Source organism: Kiloniella spongiae, assembly GCF_001026905.1.
Taxonomy (GTDB): Bacteria; Pseudomonadota; Alphaproteobacteria; order Kiloniellales; family Kiloniellaceae; genus Kiloniella; species Kiloniella spongiae.
In genome coordinates this window covers 107,228-128,355 of record NZ_LAQL01000002.1, presented here as the reverse complement: position 1 = coordinate 128,355, position 21,128 = coordinate 107,228, and the positions used below count along the sequence as shown (strand labels likewise).

General features: G+C 43.9%; 17 protein-coding genes and 1 other RNA gene. 8 read left to right on the top strand and 10 right to left on the bottom strand.

Translation table 11 applies throughout. The annotated features are described in order from the left end of the window. Positions 1 to 79: 79 nt before the first annotated feature. A complete protein-coding gene (locus WH96_RS00575) occupies positions 80 to 1,537 on the top strand; it encodes a sigma-54-dependent transcriptional regulator (protein WP_047762202.1) in 1,458 nt (485 codons plus the stop codon). A gap of 6 nt (positions 1,538 to 1,543) precedes the next feature. On the opposite strand, the gene WH96_RS00570 is transcribed toward WH96_RS00575, so the two are convergent. Together WH96_RS00570 and WH96_RS22720 are read right to left on the bottom strand one after the other, a co-directional pair. Next, a complete protein-coding gene (locus WH96_RS00570) occupies positions 1,544 to 2,737 on the bottom strand; it encodes an MFS transporter (RefSeq protein WP_047762201.1) in 1,194 nt (397 codons plus the stop codon). Continuing rightward, complete coding sequence (locus tag WH96_RS22720; protein WP_407060088.1) at positions 2,730 to 3,107, bottom strand: Rap1a/Tai family immunity protein; 378 nt, start codon at positions 3,105 to 3,107, stop codon at positions 2,730 to 2,732. Before WH96_RS22720 ends, WH96_RS00570 begins: the two co-directional genes overlap by 8 nt. 185 nt (positions 3,108 to 3,292) lie before the next feature. Between WH96_RS22720 and WH96_RS00560 the strand changes: the two genes are divergently transcribed. Further along, positions 3,293 to 6,769, top strand: a complete 3,477-nt coding sequence (locus tag WH96_RS00560) for an AsmA family protein (RefSeq protein ID WP_047762199.1) — start codon at positions 3,293 to 3,295, stop codon at positions 6,767 to 6,769. Between the two features lie 83 nt (positions 6,770 to 6,852). Here WH96_RS00560 and WH96_RS00555 read toward each other — a convergent pair whose 3' ends face one another. The 4 genes from WH96_RS00555 to WH96_RS00540 all read right to left on the bottom strand — a co-directional run bounded on the left by WH96_RS00555 (position 6,853) and on the right by WH96_RS00540 (position 9,796). Then, the gene (locus tag WH96_RS00555) at positions 6,853 to 7,128 is read right to left on the bottom strand and encodes a ribbon-helix-helix domain-containing protein (RefSeq protein WP_047762198.1); all 276 of its coding nucleotides are present in this window, start codon (positions 7,126 to 7,128) and stop codon (positions 6,853 to 6,855) included. Positions 7,129 to 7,195: 67 nt separating this feature from the next. Next, positions 7,196 to 8,593, bottom strand: a complete 1,398-nt coding sequence (gene fumC, locus WH96_RS00550) for a class II fumarate hydratase (RefSeq protein ID WP_047762197.1) — start codon at positions 8,591 to 8,593, stop codon at positions 7,196 to 7,198. A gap of 205 nt (positions 8,594 to 8,798) precedes the next feature. Continuing rightward, positions 8,799 to 9,161 carry a TfoX/Sxy family protein gene (locus WH96_RS00545; protein WP_047762196.1) on the bottom strand — a complete coding sequence of 121 codons (363 nt, stop codon included), beginning with the start codon at positions 9,159 to 9,161 and terminating at the stop codon, positions 8,799 to 8,801. Further along, positions 9,158 to 9,796: an alpha/beta family hydrolase gene (locus WH96_RS00540; RefSeq protein ID WP_047762195.1), complete on the bottom strand. Its 639-nt coding sequence runs from the start codon at positions 9,794 to 9,796 to the stop codon at positions 9,158 to 9,160. The genes WH96_RS00545 and WH96_RS00540 overlap by 4 nt, the downstream gene beginning before the upstream one ends. A 63-nt stretch (positions 9,797 to 9,859) precedes the next feature. Between WH96_RS00540 and WH96_RS00535 the strand changes: the two genes are divergently transcribed. Then, positions 9,860 to 10,063, top strand: a complete 204-nt coding sequence (locus tag WH96_RS00535) for a hypothetical protein (protein ID WP_047762194.1) — start codon at positions 9,860 to 9,862, stop codon at positions 10,061 to 10,063. 186 nt (positions 10,064 to 10,249) lie between these two features. Continuing rightward, on the top strand, positions 10,250 to 13,042 hold the full coding sequence (locus WH96_RS00530; RefSeq protein WP_047762193.1) for a bifunctional aconitate hydratase 2/2-methylisocitrate dehydratase: 2,793 nt from the start codon (positions 10,250 to 10,252) through the stop codon (positions 13,040 to 13,042). A 390-nt stretch (positions 13,043 to 13,432) separates the two neighbouring features. Here WH96_RS00530 and WH96_RS00525 read toward each other — a convergent pair whose 3' ends face one another. The 3 genes from WH96_RS00525 to WH96_RS00520 form a co-directional block, all read right to left on the bottom strand. After that, positions 13,433 to 13,990: an SspB family protein gene (locus WH96_RS00525; protein ID WP_047762192.1), complete on the bottom strand. Its 558-nt coding sequence runs from the start codon at positions 13,988 to 13,990 to the stop codon at positions 13,433 to 13,435. Between the two features lie 107 nt (positions 13,991 to 14,097). After that, positions 14,098 to 14,460: a transfer-messenger RNA gene (gene ssrA / locus WH96_RS21660) on the bottom strand. 71 nt (positions 14,461 to 14,531) lie between these two features. Beyond that, entirely contained in the window at positions 14,532 to 15,248 is a 717-nt protein-coding gene (locus WH96_RS00520; protein ID WP_047762191.1) for a DUF3592 domain-containing protein, read from the bottom strand. A 191-nt stretch (positions 15,249 to 15,439) separates the two neighbouring features. Between WH96_RS00520 and WH96_RS00515 the strand changes: the two genes are divergently transcribed. The 4 genes from WH96_RS00515 to WH96_RS00500 all read left to right on the top strand — a co-directional run bounded on the left by WH96_RS00515 (position 15,440) and on the right by WH96_RS00500 (position 20,011). Next, a complete protein-coding gene (locus tag WH96_RS00515; RefSeq protein ID WP_047762748.1) occupies positions 15,440 to 16,234 on the top strand; it encodes a thymidylate synthase in 795 nt (264 codons plus the stop codon). A 70-nt stretch (positions 16,235 to 16,304) separates the two neighbouring features. Next, positions 16,305 to 17,435: an alanine racemase gene (locus WH96_RS00510; RefSeq protein ID WP_047762190.1), complete on the top strand. Its 1,131-nt coding sequence runs from the start codon at positions 16,305 to 16,307 to the stop codon at positions 17,433 to 17,435. A 27-nt stretch (positions 17,436 to 17,462) separates the two neighbouring features. After that, a complete protein-coding gene (locus tag WH96_RS00505; RefSeq protein WP_047762189.1) occupies positions 17,463 to 18,041 on the top strand; it encodes a rhomboid family intramembrane serine protease in 579 nt (192 codons plus the stop codon). A gap of 269 nt (positions 18,042 to 18,310) precedes the next feature. Beyond that, positions 18,311 to 20,011, top strand: a complete 1,701-nt coding sequence (locus tag WH96_RS00500) for a methyl-accepting chemotaxis protein (protein ID WP_162200095.1) — start codon at positions 18,311 to 18,313, stop codon at positions 20,009 to 20,011. A gap of 100 nt (positions 20,012 to 20,111) precedes the next feature. Here WH96_RS00500 and WH96_RS00495 read toward each other — a convergent pair whose 3' ends face one another. Continuing rightward, positions 20,112 to 21,113 (bottom strand): 4-hydroxyproline epimerase, encoded by a 1,002-nt coding sequence (locus tag WH96_RS00495; protein ID WP_047762188.1) that lies wholly within the window; start codon positions 21,111 to 21,113, stop codon positions 20,112 to 20,114. Between the last annotated feature and the right edge of the window lie 15 nt (positions 21,114 to 21,128).

The window sequence follows — 21,128 nt, the reverse complement described above, 5'->3', positions numbered from 1 at the left end:
CAAGGCGCATGATCCTTCGTATTATCAATAACAAGCTTGTTCAGCTCAGTATTCTATCCTGATTTTGGTAATATAATTAATGGCAGAGACACCCTCCATTTTACTTGTTGAAGACACAGCATCTTTGGCTGCTGTGTATACAAGTTATTTGAAGCGTTCTGGCTATGAATCAACACAAGTAATGTCGGGAAAAGAGGCTCTTCATGAGTTAGGTGAGGGGGGATACAGAGTTATCCTTCTCGATCTGCAATTGCCGGATATGGATGGCATTGAAATCCTTAGGATGGTGCAGGAACAGAAGCTACCTGTTGCTGTTGTTATCATCACATCTAACGCATCGGTGAATGTCGCTGTCGAATCAATGCGTTTGGGGGCATATGACTTTCTTGAAAAACCTTTTTCTGCTGATCGATTAATTGTCACGGTGCGCAATGCCTTGAAGCATATGCAGTTATCCGAGATGGTCGAGGCCATCAAAGAACGAACGCATTTTTACGGCTTTATTGGTTCTTCCTTTGCGATGCAATCTATTTACCGGACGATTGATTCTGCGGCGACATCCAAAGCTACAGTTTTTATTACTGGGGAGAGTGGCACAGGTAAGGAAGTTTGTGCTGAAGCCATTCATAAATGCAGTCCTCGTGCAGAGAAACCTTTTGTGCCACTCAATTGCGGTGCCATCCCAAAAGATTTGATGGAATCTGAAATATTCGGTCATGTCAAAGGCGCTTTTACAGGGGCGATTGGTAATCGAGACGGGGCAGCTACGCAGGCTGATGGGGGGACGTTGTTCCTGGATGAAATCTGTGAAATGGACCTTGATCTGCAAACCAAGCTACTGCGGTTTATTCAAAGTGGTACTTTTAATAAAGTTGGTAGTACCAGACTTGAAAAGGTAAATATTCGAATTGTTTGCGCCACTAATCGTAGTCCCTTGCAGGAAGTTCAAGCCGGAAGGTTTCGTGAAGATCTTTATTATCGACTTCACGTCATTCCCATTCACCTTCCTCCATTAAGGGATAGGGATGAAGATATTCTGGAAATTGCAAAATCGTTTCTGATTGATTATGCGAAGGAAGAAGGAAAAGAGTTTAAAAGTTTTTCTGCGGAAGCAATTGAACTGATTAATAACTACAGTTGGCCGGGTAATATTCGTCAACTTCAAAATGTTATCAGAAATTCGATTGTTTTGAATGAAGGACAGGTTTTAACAGCGGACATGTTGCCTTCATTGAGGGGGGTGAACACTGGTTTTTCAGAATACAAAGGTAATGTTCCCGGGCGGAATGTTGATGGTAATCGTGATCGTAGTAAGCTTGACGCTGTCGAATTGTTACCCTCAGGAAATCACTTTGCAGAAATATCGCAATCAACTGAAATTACGCCGCTTTGGATGGTTGAAAAAGAGGCGATTGAAACCGCGATTAAGACTTGCGATGGAAATATCGTAAAAGCTGCTAGCTTGTTGGACATAAATCCCTCGACCATATATCGCAAAAAAGTTCAGTGGAAAGAACTGGAAAAGAAAACCAGCTAGTTCCAGTTAATTATAGTTCTTTTTCCTCGTCTTGGCTTTTGTCAGTGAGCCAATCATAAGCACAACAAAAAGTAGTGTCAGAGCCAGAGACACGTACATCAAGGCTTCTTCTTGAAATGCTTGTGTTGCTTGTCCTCCAATGAGTGGCATTAAGCCTCCGACGCCCCATAAAAAACCGAATGACGCATTTGCCGCAATTAAATCAGCACCCTTGTATTCGTGCCCGACGGCAGTGAGAACCGTATTGTAGATTGATGTTAAAATGCCGCCCCAACAAAATAACAGAAACTTAAACAACAAGATTATATGTGCAAATTGGAAGGTAAGGATGATGCAGAGTATGCAGACTAAGCCTAAAATAAGAAGCAGCCGGGGGATGTTCATATGATCTGCTAACCATCCGATAGGATATTGGAATATAAGTCCGCCAAGGAAAAACAAGGTTAGCATGATATGCATATCAGATTGGGCATACCCTATTCTGGAACCATAGTAGTGAAAGAATGTTCCCATTAGGGTTTCTGTTCCCGATGCGAGTACAACAGCAGCACAATAAGCGGGCGCAATGAGAATAAATGAAAATTGATTAAAGCTACTTGGACTTTCTAAATCCATGTCCGGATCTTGCACGAGTAGCAAGGGTATCGTTGCTACAAAACAAATGCATGCCCCGGTTATAAAGGGAAGCCAACTGTCTGTTCCGGTGATAATGAGAAGTAGAGGTCCAGATGCAAAGCCTAGGCCTAATGAAATATTAAACAGGGCGAGTATTCTGCCTCGGTGCGATGAGATGGCTAGGTGATTGATCCAACTTTCGCTGGCGATGAATATTCCGGCAACGGCCATTCCCATAACAAAACGTATGAGAACCCAGGCAACAGGTTCGGGAAAGAGAAACAGGCAAACAAACATCAGTGTTTCGCCCAGCATGCAAATAATAACAAATTTTCTCATGCCAAGAGAGGAAATGCAGGCCGGGACGAAAGGGGAAAAAAGAACAATAGCAATTCCTAACATTGAGCCGATAAGGCCAATGAAAGAACCAGTGCTCCCGTCACGATCTAATGAAATCGTCATCAGAGGAAGGGTAAACCCCATACTGATGCCCGCAATTGATACACAGGAGATAACCGCGATCAAATCCTTGATATTACTGGGGCGTATCGAAAGATTTTGACTTTCCTCTGAGATTTTACTCACACGGATATTTTTCCCTTAATGTTAATACGATGCTTTCAAAGGCGGGTTGGATATCTATTTTTTTTGCAAGAGACTGTCTTATGACATCAATGAACTGGCCGCGTTCCATTTTTTGAGGGAAGCAAAATGCTTCTGCAATCAACCCTTGTTCTCGCATTTCCAGCAAGCTTTCAACTGTGCCTGTAATATAGCCGTTACATAGGCCGCCATACCATCGATCTTTGGAATTACATAATTGGGCAAGCTCTTTGTTTGAGAGCTGGTTTGCTGCAAAGCTAAGGCTGGGTGTTATCAGAAATAAACAAACAAATAGTATTCTAAACAAAATTTCGTATCCGGTTTTAAATATGTTGAACGAAGAGTTTATCATGTAATTGCACGTAATGGTTTATTTTTAACGATAATACGTAAAGGTTACTGGATTTTATGGATTTTAAATAGTGTTATCTCTTGCAAATGATTGATTAAGCACAAGCTTATGAGTAGGTTAGTTCTTAACAATTATAGGGTGTGTTTTTTCACACTAAACCATAAAACATCATAAAAGGTTGGATCGTGCGTAAATTTACGATTTCAATATCGATAATACTGCTGCTTGTTATTGCTGGTGTGCTGTTCGGGCCAGGATTTGTTAATTGGAACAAATATAAAAGCGATATAACAGAACGGGTTTACGCCTACACAGGGCGAACATTGGATATTGAGGGAGATCTTAATCTTAGGATATTACCTGTACCAAGTTTTTCTGCGACGAATGTAAGTTTTGCAAATGATCCTATGTCCCCTAATTCATCAATGATTTCTCTTGATGAATTAGGGGTGAAGGTTGCAGTGCTCCCTCTTTTGAGTGGGCGTTTGCGCGTTGATGAGGTGATTCTAAGAAAACCCATAATCAGAATTGAGAAATTTGCTGATGGTTCGGGGAATTGGTTGTTCTCTCCCGAAGAGGTTAACAATAAAGTGGCTGCGGATATAGCCACTGAAATCACTGATAACTCATCAGTCCAAGACCTTGATCAAGGTAAAGAAGACAGTACTTTTTTCTCGGGCGTTGTTCTTGACCGTTTTCGGATTATTGACGGTACAATTCATTATGACGATGCCGAGGGAAATACCCATGAAACACTTGAAGGTATTAATGTTGAGGTCGCCGCTAAAAGCCTTTCTGGGCCTTTTTCATTAGGTGGTGATCTCCTTTTGCGAGGACAACGTACGGAAGTTGAGTTGGATCTAGGCCAGTTTGCTGAAGAAGGGGCAACTGCGATTAATACAGGTATTCGCCTGCCTGATTCTCAAGCAAAGTTAAAATTTAACGGCTCGGTTTCTCGTCACGTAAACAGCACCTCTTATCGCGGTAAATTTGAAGGCGATGGAAGTGATCTTGGATCCTTGATTTCCGAATTGTTTAAAGTTGATCTTGAAACAAGTGCTGATAGCGATTTTGAATTATCTGCCGAACTTGAAGGTAATCTGAACCGGCTTGCTGTAAGTGATATTGTTGTTCGGGTTGGTGCACAAAAAGTAACTGGTGATGTTGACGTCGATCTTAAGGATGGTGTCGAAATTTCTATGAATCTGGCAAGCCCGAGGATTAATTTGGACGATATTCTTGCTGTTCAAGACGCTGTGCTAAAAGAGAAGAGTACGAAACGAGAGAACGCTACCAGGCAAAGCAGTACGACAACAGGAGATGTAAAGTCGGATGTCGTATCTAAACAGCCTTCATTAACGTCATGGCCAAATTTTTCCCCGGAAATTTCTCTTCAGGCGCAATTAAGTGTTGATGATATTATTTACAATCAACGTATTGTGCGCGGTTTGGTGCTGCAATCGCGCCTTCAAAACGGTTTACTTGAGGTACAAAATTTAAGTGCTCAGCTTCCTAGCGGGAGTCAAATCGTCCTTGCTGCAAATTACCAAAACCAAGTGATAAATGGACAATTGAGCGCGCGGACAGAGGATCTGCGGGGACTTCTGACGTGGCTTGAAATTGCCGTACCTGATGTGCCTAATGATAGATTACGACGCCTGGATGGTAAGGTCCGGTTTAGTGTGAAACCTGATCAGGTGATTCTGAATCCGGTTTCCGTAACGTTGGACGTCACCCATTTAGATGGTGCTGCAACAATTGCTCTTCGGGATCGTCCGGGAATTGGCGCACGCGTTGTCATTGATCGAATTGATTTGGATGCCTATGGCATTGGGCAGGTAGCAAGCACTTCTACCGATGTAAATGAAAGTGCAGGCGTATCTGCCAATGCTTCTGTAACCAAAAATGCTGATACCCAAGAACGAAAAGAGGCACCAGAAACTGTTAAGACGGAATCGATATTAACACGCGCTGATGCCAACTTGGATATCACTCTTGGTGAAGCTGTTTATCAGGGGATTCCACTTCGTGGAGTCAAGTTGGATGCCACAGTTCAGCAAGGGAATTTGCAAGTAAGAAATGCTTCCTTGGATGACATTGAAGGATCATCCATAGCCCTGTCTGGCACCATAAGGGGTTTTGAGGCGAAGACGCCTACTTTCGATACGACTATTATAGCCAAGATTGTTGATTTACCAAAGCTCGTGACGCTTGCAGGACAGAAGGAAAAGGTTGATGGATTGCCTCAGCTTGGATCCGTGGAAATCAGTGGGAATATTAAAGGAACCAAGGAAAATTTGTCTTTAGATCTTCTTGGGGCGGCAATGGGGGGATCTTATCAAGCTAAAGGAGTGCTTAAGCCCGGATCAACATCTCTCTATCAAGGTTTGGTGGCTATCGATCACCCGGATGCAGCACAACTTGTTAAACGCATTAATCCCGAAGCTTCAACAAATCCACGGTGGGGGCGTGTTTCTGTTAAATCGATGGTAAAGGCAGGATTTGCCGAAGTAGAACTTTCGGAGCTTGATGGAACGATTGCTAAGACACGTATTCAAGGGAGTGTCGTTGCAAACGTAGCGGATATAAAGCCGAGACTGACCGCTAATTTGATGACAGGGAAGTTGAATCTGAACAATCTTTTACCTCAATCAGTTCAGGGCGGGGCCTCTGGTGACGCAAGCGGCGGGGGGAGCTCGGTTTCCGCGGGGCTGAATAGGCGTTGGTCTCAAGAAAATATTGACTTGTCTGCTTTGTCTTCCCTGAATGCAGAAATATCATTGATATCGGATGCTGTGCAAAATGATGCTGTAAATATCGCGGATGTACAGGCAAAAGTGACTTTGCAGGATGCGGTATTAACCCTCTCACAGTTCTCTGGCATCGCTTATGGTGGTGACGTAACGGCAAAAGGGACTATTGATGGACAGGATCAAATCCTCGTGGATATGGACATCAGTGGTCAGAACATTGATAGCAGATCACTACTTCGGGACATGGCTGATTTCAAAAGAGTATCTGGTCCTATTTCAGTACAAGGTAAAATCAAAACCAAAGGTAGCTCGGAAGCCGATCTTGTTCAGGGCCTAAATGGTAACGGTCAAATTAGTGGTGTCTTAACCGCAAAGGTTAAAACCAAAGAAGTTGTCGGGGGAGCTTTACTTGGCGTTCTTGGATCCAAGCTAAAAGGAATTCAAGGTGTCGGGGATGCGACAACGACATTGCTACAATCCTTTGCCGGACACCCTGCCCAGTTAAAGGGAACCTATACGATTCACAACGGTGTACTGGTTACCAAAGACCTTCGTGTTGATGGCAACAGAACATCAGTCTTTACGGCAGCAACAGTCGATTTACCTGCGTGGTTGATTGAAAGTCAAAGTGATTTGTTTAGAGAGGGCGAAGATCCAACAAAACCTTATTTGACGGTTCACCTGAAAGGTGATTTGGGTAAGCCAAACCCACGGGTGAAGGGACAATTCCTCCAATCGAACAAGTCTAATACAATCAATCAACTTCTTGGTGGGGAAGCTCCTGCAGAAGATACTTCTGACCCTCAGCCAGAAGTAGAGCAAGGCGAACCTGTTGTTGAAGAGAAAAAGTCCAAAAAGAAAAAAGCAAAAGAATTGCTAAAAGGTCTCTTCAAGGAGCTTGGTGGTTAAAACGTCGTTTTTTGAGTTGAAGAGACGAAAGCATCGGAAGATGAATAAATATAGATAGAGCGCTTTCCAGTTTGGAAAGCGCTCTAGGTTTCTGATTTTGTCTCCAAAACAGTATCGTCGTTGCAGTTTTCAAGTTGTTCTTTTAGATGGTTTAAAACTAAAATCCGAAGCGCGCTTGAAAGGTTACTTGTTCTTGCTTCGTCGACTTTTTCAACAAATTGATTGAGTGATAAGCCTTCGCGCTTGGCGAGAATTTTTATCTCCTGCCAAAAGCCTTCTTCCAAGCTAAAGCTGGTTCGATGCCCGGATATGGTTACGGAGCGTTTTTTAATCTCTTCCGATTTAAAGTCCAGAACCATTTTATTCTCGTGTTATGGCAAAGAAAAAGGCGGGTAGATTAGGTTTAATCGCCCGCCTTTGATCATCTTAGGCTTTACGTGGGCCGACCATGTTTTCAGGTCGAACCTTTTCATCAAACTCTTCTGGAGTAAGAAGGCCAAGTGCTACAGCGGCTTCTTTGAGCGTGCTGTTTTCCACATAAGCTTTCTTGGCAACCTTCGCTGCGTTGTCGTAGCCAATATGCGGGTTAAGGGCCGTGACCAGCATCAGAGATTGTTGCATCAGGGTTGTGATGCGTTCTTCGTTTGCTTCGATACCATCAACACAATTTTCACGGAATGAATCACAGGCATCACCAATTAACTTGGCGGATTGCAACAGGTTATAAATCATAACTGGCTTGAAGACATTCAGCTCAAAGTGTCCGTTTGATCCGGATATAGTTATTGTTGTGTGATTACCCATAACCTGCGCACAGATCATTGTCATGGCTTCTGCTTGAGTCGGATTTACCTTGCCGGGCATGATGGATGAGCCTGGCTCATTCGCAGGCAAGAGAAGCTCACCCAATCCACAACGCGGACCGGAACCAAGCATGCGGATGTCGTTGGCTATTTTCATCAAGGAGGCAGCCAGAACATTCAACGCACCTGACGCCTCTATAATGGCGTCGTGTGCCGCAAGTGCTTCAAACTTATTAGGGGCTGTTGTAAATGGTAGCTTTGTAATGTCTGAAACCTGTGCGGCAAATTTTTCGGCAAAGCCTTCGACAGAGTTCAAGCCAGTACCGACAGCGGTGCCGCCCTGAGCAAGCTCAGCCAGACGCGGGAGTGTGTTTTTAATACGGGCAATCCCGTATTCGATCTGTTTGGCATAGCCGGAAAATTCTTGGCCGAGGGTCAGTGGCGTTGCGTCCATCAAGTGAGTACGGCCAATCTTGATGATTTTTTCGTAGGCTTTTGCCTTGGCATCTAGGGATGCGTGCAATTTCTCTAGCGCAGGGATGGTTTCTTCGCTTAGTTGCCTAACGCCTGCGATAGACATTGCCGATGGGAAGGTGTCGTTTGATGATTGCCCCATGTTGCAATGGTCATTTGGATGGATAGGTGACTTTCCACCGCGTTCACCAGTTAGCAGTTCGTTTGCACGCCCAGCAATGACTTCGTTTGTGTTCATGTTGCTTTGGGTACCAGAACCTGTCTGCCAAACAACGAGAGGAAAGTGATCCGTTAGCTTGCCGTCGATAACTTCTTGTGCGGCCTGACAAATCGTTTCGCCTAGTTTTTTATCCAGTACACCCAATTCAATGTTTGTACGGGCTGCGGCAAGCTTTTGTGTGCCCAGTGCCTTAATTAAAGCAGGTGGCATTTTTTCACCACCAATTTTGAAGTTTTGTAATGAACGCTGAGTCTGCGCACCCCAATAACGGTCTGCAGCGACTTCAATTTCGCCCATGGAATCTGTTTCAATACGGATGTCGGACATGCTGGTGGCTCCCTAACTTTCTCTGGCAGCTGGTATGATAATTTGATCAGGTTACAAAGTTACCTGTTCAGTTGTAATGTTGCGCCGCAGTATACACAGAATGCGTCATGGAAAAACAGGCTATCTGCACTATTTATTCTCATGAGCGGTTATTCTTTAATTGAAATTTGTTTCTTGTTTATAAGACAAGGCTGCATGCGGCTGCTCATAGTGTTCTTTTCTTCGATTTCTTTTTGGCGTGGGCGCGCTTCGATGCTGCGATTGCCAGTTCAGCCCAATGAATAAACTCTTCTGGGTCTTCCTGGGCAGCTTCAGGAACAAGCCAATATGACATTTTAATAGGCTTGTTTTTACCCTCATAAGTGAAGGGCTCACTACCGGCTTCGATAAAGAGGTTCTCGCTTTTTTTGTCCGTTTTTAGATAGATACTGCCAAATGCTTCCAGGGCGAACATGATGTCTTCAAAGTAGAGACCGTGTCCGCCAAACATGGGTTTTACTCTGACTTCACCTAATGGAAGGCAGAGGCTTATTGTTTCTTCGACACAGCTAGGCAAAGTTTTGTTCATGGATTTGTCTCGTCGATAAATGCGTTAATAGCGTCTATAGCCTCTGACCAATTCTGCTCACTTGTTCTTCCTGATCTTTTCCGTGGAGTTAAGTTATGATCCCCATCTTCTGACCAATAGAGCTTTATTTTATCCGATAATAAATAATGCTCAACTTCGTCTGGTTTTCCGAAAGGATCCCGTGTTCCTTGTACAATAAGACAGGGCGTTTTTTTATTTTCCAGATGTGCTGTCCTGGTTTTCTCTGGTTTGCCAGGTGGGTGAAAAGGATAGCCGAGGCAGATGGTACCTGTAACGGTTGTCTCATCCGCAATCATGCTGGCCATACGTCCCCCGAGTGATTTTCCCATAATGTAAAGAGGGCGCTGGGGATGTTGAACAATAATCTCGCGCCAAGATTCCAACAACTTAGGCGCTCTGTCTGGAGGGCGTTTTTTTCCGGTTTTTCTGCGGTCTGCCATAAAGGGGAATTCAAATCTGATAACATGGTGACCGCTATTCCCCAGCTTCTCAGCAAAGTGATTCATGAAATCCGTGTCCATGGGGGCGCCAGATCCATGGGCAAAAAGGATTGTCGCTTTGTCTGTATTGAGGGCTTTTTCTGGACCGTTATGTAAAAAATGGATGCTTGTCATGATGCTTTCGTGTATATTTAGAACAGGTTATGACTTTTTATGCACAAATCTACGGTATAGAGCATGAGTGATATTCGCCAGAAAGATTTATCTGACAAGTCTGTTCAGGACATGGATTCTGAAGAGAAGAAAGAAATGCGTCGGCGTTTCGAAGAGTTTGCCAGCCAGGTCGGACAGAATAATGACTCTATTCTTGCAACGCCTGAAAAGCCCAAAAAAGTAGTAAAATGGGACCCTAAGACCATGGGGCGTGCAGCTAAAAAATAAGTTACTAAAAGATACTGTATTGGTGCGATAGAGGATTGGTCGGACGTGTCACGCCGCCGTAGAACATATTGCAACTCAGCCTGAATTTGATATACCACGACAACTAAAAAGTATTTCGGGTTATCTAAGTCCCTTTAAAAAACCTGATGCTTAATAATTTATCTAACGTCAAACGTCGGGATAACCATGAGCCTGTATACAGCCTACCTAAAAGAGATTGAAGCGCGAAAAGAACAGGGATTAAACCCTAAGCCTGTAGAAGATGATGCGCTTACAAGAAAAATCATATCTCAAATCAAAGATGTCAAAAGCGTACATAGAGAAGATTCTCTCAAATACTTCATCTACAACACCTTGCCTGGTACAACCAGCGCGGCTGGTGAAAAAGCGAAGTTTCTGAAAGATATCATTCTTGGTGACGCGGTTGTTGAAGAAATTTCCTGCGCCTTTGCTTTTGAGCTCCTTTCTCATATGAAAGGCGGTCCTTCGATTGAGGTTCTTCTTGATCTTGCTCTTGGTGATGAGCAATCAATTGCAAAACAAGCCGCTGATGTCCTGAAAACTCAAATTTTCCTCTATGACGCTGATATGGCACGTCTCAAAGCTGCTTATGATGCTGGAAACACCGTTGCCCGTGAAGTTCTTGAAAGTTATGCCAAAGCAGAATTTTTTACCAAGCTTCCTGACGTAGAAGAAGAAATTAAGGTTGTTACCTATATCGCAGCAGAAGGCGATATCTCTACTGATTTGCTCTCTCCGGGTAATCAGGCGCACTCACGTTCTGACCGCGAGTTACACGGCAAGTGTTTTATCTCTGAAGAAGCGCAAGCCGAAATTCAGGATTTGCAAACTCAACACCCAGACAAACGTGTGATGCTTATTGCCGAAAAAGGGACCATGGGGGTTGGATCTTCTCGTATGTCGGGTGTGAACAACGTCGCTCTGTGGACAGGCAAACAGGCAAGCCCGTATGTGCCATTTGTAAATGTTGCGCCGATTGTTGCGGGAACAAACGGAATTTCCCCCATCTTTCTGACGACAGTTGGTGTGACGGGTGGTATCGGCATTGATCTGAAAAACTGGGTCAAAAAGCTGGACTCAGAAGGCAAGCCAATTCTGAATAACGACGATAATCCGATCCTTGAGCAGAAATACTCTGTTGAGACGGGAACTGTTCTTACCATTAACACAAAAGACAAGAAGCTCTTTAACGATGCGGGTGATGAAGAATTTGCTGATGTGACTTCGTCTTTTAGTCCGCAAAAAGTTGAGTTTATGAAAGCTGGTGGTTCTTATGCCATCGTGTTTGGTAAAAAACTTCAAACCTTTGCAGCCGAAACTCTCGGTATCGAGTTGAAGTCAGCTTTTGCTCCTTCGAAAGAGATTTTTCATGAAGGCCAGGGCCTTACCGCTGTTGAGAAGATCTTCAATGCAAATGCTGTTGGTGTAAGCCCGGATGCGGTTCTGCACGCTGGTTCCGATGTTCGTGTGAAAGTTAATATTGTTGGTTCTCAGGACACAACAGGCCTGATGACGTCGCAAGAGCTTGAAGCTATGGCTGCGACAGTTTTATCTCCGACAATCGATGGTGCCTACCAGTCAGGTTGCCACACCGCATCTGTCTGGGATTTTAACGCTCAGGAAAACACACCCAAGCTGATGGCCTTTATGCACAAGTTCGGTCTGATTACCGCGCGTGATCCAAAGGATGTTTATCATTCTATGACTGACGTGATCCATAAAGTCTTGAATGATATCACTGTGGATGACTGGGCCATTATTATTGGTGGTGACTCTCATACGCGTATGTCAAAGGGTGTCGCCTTTGGTGCTGACTCAGGTACTGTCGCACTGGCTTTGGCAACGGGTGAAGCAACGATGCCGATCCCTGAATCTGTAAAGGTGACCTTTAAAGGTCGCATGGCTGATCACATGGATTTCCGTGATGTGGTCCATGCGACGCAGGCACAGATGCTCAAGCAGTTCGGCGATAATGTTTTCCAAGGACGCATTATCGAAGTTCATATTGGCACTCTGCTGGCTGATCAGGCTTTCACGTTCACAGATTGGACTGCTGAGATGAAAGCAAAAGCGTCGATCTGTATTTCTGAAAATGAAACTTTGGTTGAATCGCTTGAGATCGCGAAATCACGTATTCAGATCATGATCGACAAGGGCATGGAAAATGATAACAAAATGCTCCATGGCCTAATCGCGATTGCTGAAAAACGTATTGCCGAGATCAGATCGGGTGAAAAACCTGCGCTGACACCAGATGATAACGCCAAGTATTTTGCAGAAGTCGTTGTTGATCTGGATGAAATTGATGAGCCGATGATCGCGGATCCAGATGTAAATAATGCAGATGTGTCCAAGCGTTACACCCACGATACAATCAGACCGATTTCCTATTATCGGGCAGAGAAAAAGGTTGATCTTGGCTTTGTTGGTTCCTGTATGGTCCACAAAGGTGATGTGAAGATCGTGGCTCAGATGCTTCGTAATCTTGAAAAAACAAATGGTAGCGTTGAGTTCAAGGCGCCTCTTGTTGTTGCTGCCCCAACCTACAACATCATTGATGAGTTGAAGGAAGAAGGCGACTGGACTGTCTTGCAGAAGTATTCTGGTTTTGAATTCAATGATGCGACCCCGAAAGTTGAGGCCCGCACAGAATACGAGAACATTCTCTACCTTGAGAGACCTGGTTGTAGTCTTTGTATGGGGAACCAGGAAAAGGCTGCCAAAGGGGATACTGTTCTGGCGACTTCCACGCGCCTGTTCGAAGGACGGGTTGTTGAGGATTCCAAAGAAAAGAAAGGCGAGTCACTATTGGCTTCTACCCCGGTCGTCGTCCTTTCCGCTATCCTTGGAAGAACGCCGACAATGGAAGAGTATAAAGCCTCCGTCGAAGGAATTGATCTCACCAAGTTTGCGCCGCCATTACAAAAGCCGGCGAATACAAAGTCAGCCCATTTCTAAGACTCTTTAAGTTTCTTAGCTAATTTTTTGTACAGGGGCGGTCATATTTGGCTGCCCCTGTTTGTTTGAAGGGCTTTCTATTCATTTCGGTTATCGTCGGAGAGGCTGTCCCCTGATCTTTAATTGACGATTTTCTATATGGGTGGGAATTGAATTATTCTTAATTTAAGCTGCTATCTGGGATGAAGAATTCGGTCACTCAAACTTGAGTGCAGCAATGGAACGTTAGAAATGTTTATACTTCGAAATGTTTATACTGGGCAAAGATAGTAAGCAATATTTCAAGCGTTTCAGCATAAAACATCCTGATATTCATGCGGTTATTAAACCACTTGAATCTGGGTAATGAGTTTTGAAATACTTAGGATAGATGGAACCTGTTACGAAGAATTACTTCTTCCTGAAAGTATCCAATGTGACAATATTATCACCTGATTCGCGCTGCTTTTCTTTGATTTTTTGCTCTTCCGGGCTGTCGTCTGCATTGGCGGCTGTATCACTGTTTTCAAAGCCGTCTTCTTCGAAGTCTTCCAAAAGATCTTCGAGCTCTTCTTCCAAGTCTTCGCTATCACCATTTGTGATATCAAATTGGAGACCAAAACGTACGGAAGGATCAGCAAAGGCAACAATGGCAGAGTAGGGAATGCTCATGCGTTCAGGAACATCCGAGAAGCTGAGTGTCACGCTAAAGCCTTCTTTACCAACTTCTAAATCCCAGAATTGGTACTGAAGAATGATAGTCATCTCACCAGGGTAACGTGCTTTTAGATGGTCAGGGATACTGACATCTTCCTGGGCTGTTTTAAAGGTGATGTAGAAATGATGGTCACCGGGTAGACCATGTTCTGCTGCATATTCGAGAGATTCCCGAACCACGTTCAAGAGGGCTTTTTCGACCATGTGGTCGTAGCGAAGTTCGCTTTCTGAAATTTCGTTATTTCCCGACATACTTCTATTCTATCCGGCCGCTGCTCTATCTGAACGTTTTATCGCTCTGATTTTTTCTATACCATCTATCTGCGACTCTAACACAAAGTCAGAGTCCAGACATGAAAAGTGGGAGCTTCTGTTGCCAGGTGCCCCCGAACCCCGCCTAGGCTTGTGAAAGCCTAGGGCTTAAAAGCGGTTGCTCAGACTGCAATTAAGCAGCGAGAGCTACCCCACGAGAATTGTCATTTGCAATTACTCAAAACGGCCCGATAACGGCGGAACCATGCCGAGCACCGAACAAATCTTTACCACGCGTGTCGATCCTATTTCGCCCCCATAATTCACATCCCGAAGAATGTGAGAGATGGTGGAGGCGCCGGGTACCGCCCCCGGGTCCACAACGCTTATTCCATAAGCCCGTTTAGCACCATAGACGGCCGAAGCCGACACCTTGAATATAGTAACTATCTGTGGGACTTCACAAGGGTAGATGTCTAAAAAGAGTATTTTTCTTACCCAAAAAGGCTGGTTTGTTATTTTTGATAGGAAAAACCAAGAGTTATTCCGCTGTTTTGGGCAAGAAGGAAATGTCGACGTAATATTTTTGTGGTGCTGCCTGATTAAGCAAAACAGTGATGATATCACTCTCAATATGAGGTTCGGGGTTAAACCAGATATTTTCACTTTTGAAGAGGTGCAGGGTGTTACTTACCGGATCCTGCCATTGTGCTATAATCTGGAAGGGATGTTTGCCGTTAACTCTTACATTCGTGTTTTGGATAATGGAATCTATTTGGGCTGTAACGGGCGTCCCATAGCGTAACAGATATTTTTTCTGTTTTCCTTTTTTGTAAAAATAGACTGAGAAACCAATACCAATGACAGAGAAAATAAAACCTATTATGCCTAAAATTATCGGTCCGAGCCAAAGGGAAAGCGTATCGCTAATTTTTGCGTTCTGCGGGTTTTCTGGATCGTAAAGAACATTTAAATTTTCGCCTCTTGCATAGGCCGGAGGGTTCGATCCTGTACTCGATTGAAATGTTATATCTTCACCTGTTTCCGTACGGAAAGTGACTTTTGGTCTGTAAACATAAGAATTGCGGGTTGATGAACTGGAAGAGGACCGTGACTGGATCAAGTCAGTCACTGTTCCCTGCGTTGAGCGTGCATTATTGACAAATTCAAGAGTCGTATACGACCAAATGCCTGTGGTAGACAGGGTAATTAAACCGACACACAGAAAGATGTATTGAAGGATCTTGATTGTTTTCATTCGGAATACTTCTTCTATGGGCGTGATGACGTCGTGTTTGATATTGATAAATTATGAGAGATTAGTACTTTTTGCAAAAGGACACCTTCTCAACTGATGACTATATTCTGACACGTGATATGATCTTGCTATCAGGTTTTCGGATTCTTCCCATCCAAACTTTTACCACTCTAGTTTTTGAAGGAAAATTAATGCGTCAGTATCTCGACCTCATGAAAGATGTCCTGGAGAACGGAACGGATAAAGGGGATCGCACAGGTACTGGAACACGAAGCGTTTTTGGGCGACAGATCAGATTTGATCTCTCTCAGGGTTTCCCTTTGATGACGACAAAAAAGCTTCACCTTAAATCGGTCATACATGAACTGCTTTGGTTTTTATCCGGGGATACGAATATAAAGTATCTCAAGGATAATGGTGTCCGGATTTGGGATGAATGGGCGGATGAAAATGGTGATCTTGGTCCAGTCTACGGGCACCAATGGCGCTCGTGGCCGACCCCTGACGGAACAACAGTGGATCAGATCACAGGCTTGATGAAGCAGATTAAAAATAATCCTGATTCCCGGCGACATATTGTTTCTGCCTGGAATGTGGCAGAAGTGGATAACATGGCCTTGCCGCCTTGCCATAGTCTGTTTCAGTTCTATGTTGCCGAAGGCCGTCTATCTTGCCAGCTTTATCAGCGATCCGCAGATGTCTTCCTTGGTGTGCCCTTTAACATCGCGTCCTATGCTCTTCTGACCTGTATGATTACCCAGCAAGCAGACCTGGAACCGGGTGATTTTGTTCATACCTTTGGTGATGCTCATATCTATTCCAATCATTTTGAGCAGGTCAAAACCCAATTACAACGTGAGCCGCTCAAACTGCCGAGCCTGCGGATCAAGAGAAAGCCCGACAGCATCTTTGACTATACCTTTGATGATTTTGATATTCTGGATTACGAAGCGCACCCGCATATCGCTGGTAAAGTCTCTGTTTAAATCGAAATAAGCGTTCTGACCTGTTCATTTCTTATTTCAGCGACAGAACAGCCTTCATAGGAAGAACATCATGCCTTTTGATACGTTGAATACGCCCGCACTTTTGCTTGATAAGGATGTGTTTGAAGAAAATTGCCGGGTGATGCAAGAGCGTGTTCAGGAGGCAGAGATAAAGCTGCGCCCGCATATGAAAACGGCAAAAGCTCTTGAAGCATATCACTGTGCAACAAAAGATGGCTTTGGTGGCATTACGGTTTCCACCTTGGCTGAAGCGGATTTCTTTGCCAGTGGTGGTGTCACAGATATTCTCTATGGTGTAGGGATTGTCCCGTCGAAGCTGTCTCAGGCACAGCGGGTACAGGATAAAGGTGTCAAACTGACGTTGATCACCGATAATCCTGATGCCATTTCCCTGTTGGATGACGAAGCCAAAAGGCTTGAGACAACCTTTCCTGTTTTGATCGAGATTGACAGTGGTGGGCGACGCGGAGGCGTTCTGGCTAACTCTCAAGAGTTTTTGAACTTGGCACAGGCTATTACAGCATCTCAGTGCCTAAGTTTAGAAGGTGTTATGACCCATGCGGGTCATTCGTATCATGTCTCTACGCCAGAGGAGATTGCCGACATAGCTGAGCAGGAGCGGGAGGCTGTTGTTGGCGCTTCGGAACGCCTCTTGAAAGCAGGGTTTCCTTGTCCTGTAGTCAGTGCCGGTTCAACACCGACAGCTGTTTTTGCCAAAAGTTACGAAGGGCTGACAGAAATTAGGCCGGGTGTTTATATGTTTGGTGATGTTGACCAAATGTTTATTGGGGCCTGCAAACAAAATGAGATTGCAGCAACAGTTCTAGCTTCGGTCATCGGGCATAACAAAACGGCAAAGCGTCTGTTGATTGATGCTGGTGGTTTGGCTCTATCAAAAGACATAAGTGCCAGCGAGTTTTCTTCACACACAGGTTATGGTCTTGTCTGTTGGCCGGATGGCGATGTTATTGAAGAACTGTATGTTGAATCCGTTCATCAGGAACACGGCCTGGTTGCATCCGTTTCCGGAGATCTGCCTTACGACAAATTTCCTGTTGGCAGCCGCCTTCGTATCTTACCAATTCATACCTGTATGACTTGCGCAGGCTTTTCCCACTATGACGTGCATAGTGCTGAAGGAGAGCTTTTGGGTAAATGGGGGCGGGTTAATCGTTGGTAACAAGCATATGAGTTCTAAGAAATTGGGATGAATTTTTTTAATCGTTTCCGGGATGTCTTTATTTTTGTTGGCAGCCTCTGGGTTGTTTTTGCCTTGAACTGGGTGCTGTCGGGTGCCCTGTTCCAATATGGTCTTGTGCCAAGGCATGCTGAAACTCTTCCGGGTATTCTGGTCTCTCCCTTTTTACATGTTGGTTATGTCCATCTGATATCAAATTCGGTTCCTCTTTTGATCCTTGGTTGTTTGGTGTCACTTGAAAGGCGCGGAGACAGACGGGGCCAATTTAGCTCGGTGTGTCTGGCGCTTATTCTCTTTTCTGGGGGATTGGTATGGTGCTTTGGCCGCACAGCACTTCACATCGGGGCAAGTGGTATCGTCTATGGATTACTGGGGTATCTGTTGGGATCAGCCTGGTGGCGCAGAGATTTCCGGTCGATCATCATCGCAGTTTTTGTTCTTGCACTATACAGCGGATTGATCTCGGGGCTTTTCATTCCGATGAGAGGCGTTTCATTCGAAGCGCATTTGTTTGGTTTCTTATCGGGTGGGGTGATTTCGTATGTTTTGTATTCTCCTAAAAAGAAGAAATACAGAACGCATAAGTAGAGAAATTACTATTTTCTACATTTTAATCATTTGATTTGATGTAGTTTTGAGTTTTATATTTATTTCGTGTGCTTATATTAAAATGTTTAGTTGTCGTTTATTTCTGAATCGTTAATTGTTTTAGTAAAAATTGATCGACTTATGGTTGTTTGCTTCTGCTTTGATTGTTTTTACTTTTGTTATTTGATTTTTTTTACATTAATAAAAAATAAATACTCTATACCTGATCATGTTTACAGAGAATTTTGTTGCGATTAGGGATGAGTACGTTGAAGTCATTAAATATTAGCACGAAAATAGTCTTTTTATTTGTATTTATTATTGCAATTACGGCTTCCATGGTTGGTGGTTGGGCTGCATGGACTTTTAAAGCCGATTTAACTCAAACCGTCATCGAGCAACAAAACTCTAGTTTGCGAACGGCGGCTGCACTTTTGAAAAAGCAGTATCCTGAAACGACCTTCTCTATCGATAATAAAGGTAAAGTTCGTGAGCTAGTCATGAATGGAATTAGTGATTTCGAAGATCATAGTATGATTGATGAAATTGGAAAAATAACTGGTGAAACGGTTACTGTTTTCCGATGGGAGGATGAGAGTAAAGATTTTTGGCGAGTTACGACGAATATAATTAAAGGTGATGGAGCAAGAGCCGTTGGAACACCACTAGGGCAAAAAGGGAAAGTATATCCAGTTATATTATCCGGAAAAACATTTAACGGAGAAGCTAATATTCTTGGAAAAGATTATTATACTATTTACGAACCAATTTTTTCTCCTAAAGGGCAAAAAATTGGCATTCTCTATGCTGGCGTTCTTAAAGAAAAAATCAACCTTGGTTTAAACAATATTATTAATGCTCTCATTGTTGCTTCATTGATTGCTACTCTTATTGGCGCCATTATTACAATTATTGTTCTTCGTAGTCTGATGCGCCCAATTCCAATGCTTGCAATTATGATGGAGAAGGTCGCAGGTGGTGATCTTAATATTGAAAACACCTACATTGATCGAAAAGATGAAGTTGGTGAAATGGCTCAAGCATTAGAAGTTTTCCGCGCGAATGCAGAAGAAAAAGAGCAATTGGAGCAAGAGCGTATTGAAGCTGAAAAGCAATATGAAGCTTCTGCACAGCAAGAAAGAAAAGCATTATCTGAAGAATTTAAAGCCTCTGTTGAAAGTATTGTGAAGCAAGTCTCTTCTTCCGTCGGGAATTTGACCGAAATTGCTCAAAACATGTCCAAGGATTCAGACACAGCCTTAACAGGTACTAATCAGGCGACGGGATCGACTCGCCATGCGACTGAAAGTGTTAATGCAGTTGCTGCTGCATCTGAAGAGCTTGCTGCTTCAATCAATGAAATTATGCAGCAGGTTCAGAGATCGGGTACTGTTGCAACGAATGCAACAGATGAGGCAATTGGTGCCAATAATAAGATGGAACAGTTGACAACCGCTGCACAAAAAATAGGAGAAGTCGTTAGTTTGATTGCAGAAATTGCTGAGCAAACAAACTTGTTGGCACTTAATGCGACAATTGAGGCAGCAAGAGCAGGAGAAGCCGGTAAAGGATTTGCTGTTGTTGCTTCTGAGGTTAAGAGTCTCGCATCTCAAACAGCAAAAGCAACTGAAGAAATTGAACAGCAAGTAAATGATATTCAATCTGCTACGGGATCTGTTGGCGGGGCTATTAAGGGTATCCAAACGATAATTGAGGAAATAAACCAAATTTCTACCGTGATTTCGTCTTCTATAGAGGAGCAAAGTAGCGCAACAGCAGAAATTGCAAGTAGTATTTCTGTCGCTTCTCAAAATACGTCTACTGCGTCAGAGCAAATATCTTTGGTTGAAAGCTCCGTGAATCAAACAAATGGTGCATCGCAAAATGTTCTTGCTGCCACGACTGAGTTGCAAGGATTTAGTAGTGATCTTTCTACGCAAGTAAATGGCTTTATAAGCAAGATAGGTTAGTTTTTCTGTATCTGGAATTAACCTTTTTGGTATGTGAACGCACTTAAAAGTCGATTTGATAATTGGATATTTTTAGTGCGTTTTTTTTGTATAAAACCCACTATGTCAGCAAAAAGCCCTTTGCGTAAGGGTCGCGATCATCAATGAAAATGTTGTTTAGGCCATGGATACGCGCCCATCCTTCAATAGAGGGGATGATTGCATCATAGCCACCAACTTTTGCTCGATCTTCGACACGACCTCTGAACAGGCTGCCGATGATGCTCTCATGAACGAAGTCGTTACCGATACCAAGCTTTCCACGAGCTGCGAGTTGCGCCATCCTAGCTGATGTACCTGTGCCGCAAGGGGAGCGATCAATACCCTTGTCACCATAAAAAACGGCATTTCGGGCGTGGGCATCCGGATGAACTGGTGTACCTGTCCACTGCAAATGCGAACAACCGCGAATGCGATCATCTTCGGGGTGAACAAAATCGTATTTATCATTGATCAAATTGCGGATTATGGGGCTAAGGCGCTGAATATCGCCGGGTGTGATGTCATTTAGATCCTGATAGTTTTCCTGTTGCTCTATGATGGCATAGAAATTACCGCCGTAGGCGACGTCAAACTTCAAGTTGCCAAAGTCGGGTACATCAACGTTAAGGTTGGTTGAATGGAGGAAAGAGGCAACATTGCGAATGCGGACAGAATCAACGTAATCACCGTTCTTTTTGTACTCTGCAATCACTAGACCTGCGGGGGTGTCGAGGCGTAAAACCCCTTCTTCTTTTGGCGTAACCAAACCACGCTCGATCATAATGGTTACGGTGCCGATAGTACCATGCCCACACATTGGCAAGCACCCACTGGTTTCAATGAAAAGAATACCGATGTCGCAATCTTCACGAGTTGGCGGGTAAAGAATACTGCCGGACATGATGTCATGCCCGCGTGGTTCAAACATTAATCCTGTTCTGATCCAGTCATATTCGGCAAGGAAATGCGCGCGCCTTTCTAGCATGGAGCCTCCCTGAAGAAGAGGGCCGCCGCCCGCAACAACCCGAACCGGGTTTCCGCAAGTGTGTGCATCAACACAGAAAAAAGTATGGTTCGCCACGTGTGTTTATCCTTA

What these genes read in the sequence shown, in the direction of transcription:
- WH96_RS00575 (WP_047762202.1), top strand. Translation starts at nt 80, where the DNA reads ATGGCAGAGACACCCTCCATTTTACTTGTTGAAGACACAGCATCTTTG.
- WH96_RS22720 (WP_407060088.1), bottom strand. Translation starts at nt 3,107, where the DNA reads ATGATAAACTCTTCGTTCAACATATTTAAAACCGGATACGAAATTTTG.
- WH96_RS00555 (WP_047762198.1), bottom strand. Translation starts at nt 7,128, where the DNA reads ATGGTTCTGGACTTTAAATCGGAAGAGATTAAAAAACGCTCCGTAACC.
- fumC (WP_047762197.1), bottom strand. Translation starts at nt 8,593, where the DNA reads ATGTCCGACATCCGTATTGAAACAGATTCCATGGGCGAAATTGAAGTC.
- WH96_RS00545 (WP_047762196.1), bottom strand. Translation starts at nt 9,161, where the DNA reads ATGAACAAAACTTTGCCTAGCTGTGTCGAAGAAACAATAAGCCTCTGC.
- WH96_RS00540 (WP_047762195.1), bottom strand. Translation starts at nt 9,796, where the DNA reads ATGACAAGCATCCATTTTTTACATAACGGTCCAGAAAAAGCCCTCAAT.
- WH96_RS00535 (WP_047762194.1), top strand. Translation starts at nt 9,860, where the DNA reads ATGAGTGATATTCGCCAGAAAGATTTATCTGACAAGTCTGTTCAGGAC.
- WH96_RS00530 (WP_047762193.1), top strand. Translation starts at nt 10,250, where the DNA reads ATGAGCCTGTATACAGCCTACCTAAAAGAGATTGAAGCGCGAAAAGAA.
- WH96_RS00525 (WP_047762192.1), bottom strand. Translation starts at nt 13,990, where the DNA reads ATGTCGGGAAATAACGAAATTTCAGAAAGCGAACTTCGCTACGACCAC.
- WH96_RS00520 (WP_047762191.1), bottom strand. Translation starts at nt 15,248, where the DNA reads ATGAAAACAATCAAGATCCTTCAATACATCTTTCTGTGTGTCGGTTTA.
- WH96_RS00515 (WP_047762748.1), top strand. Translation starts at nt 15,440, where the DNA reads ATGCGTCAGTATCTCGACCTCATGAAAGATGTCCTGGAGAACGGAACG.
- WH96_RS00510 (WP_047762190.1), top strand. Translation starts at nt 16,305, where the DNA reads ATGCCTTTTGATACGTTGAATACGCCCGCACTTTTGCTTGATAAGGAT.
- WH96_RS00505 (WP_047762189.1), top strand. Translation starts at nt 17,463, where the DNA reads ATGAATTTTTTTAATCGTTTCCGGGATGTCTTTATTTTTGTTGGCAGC.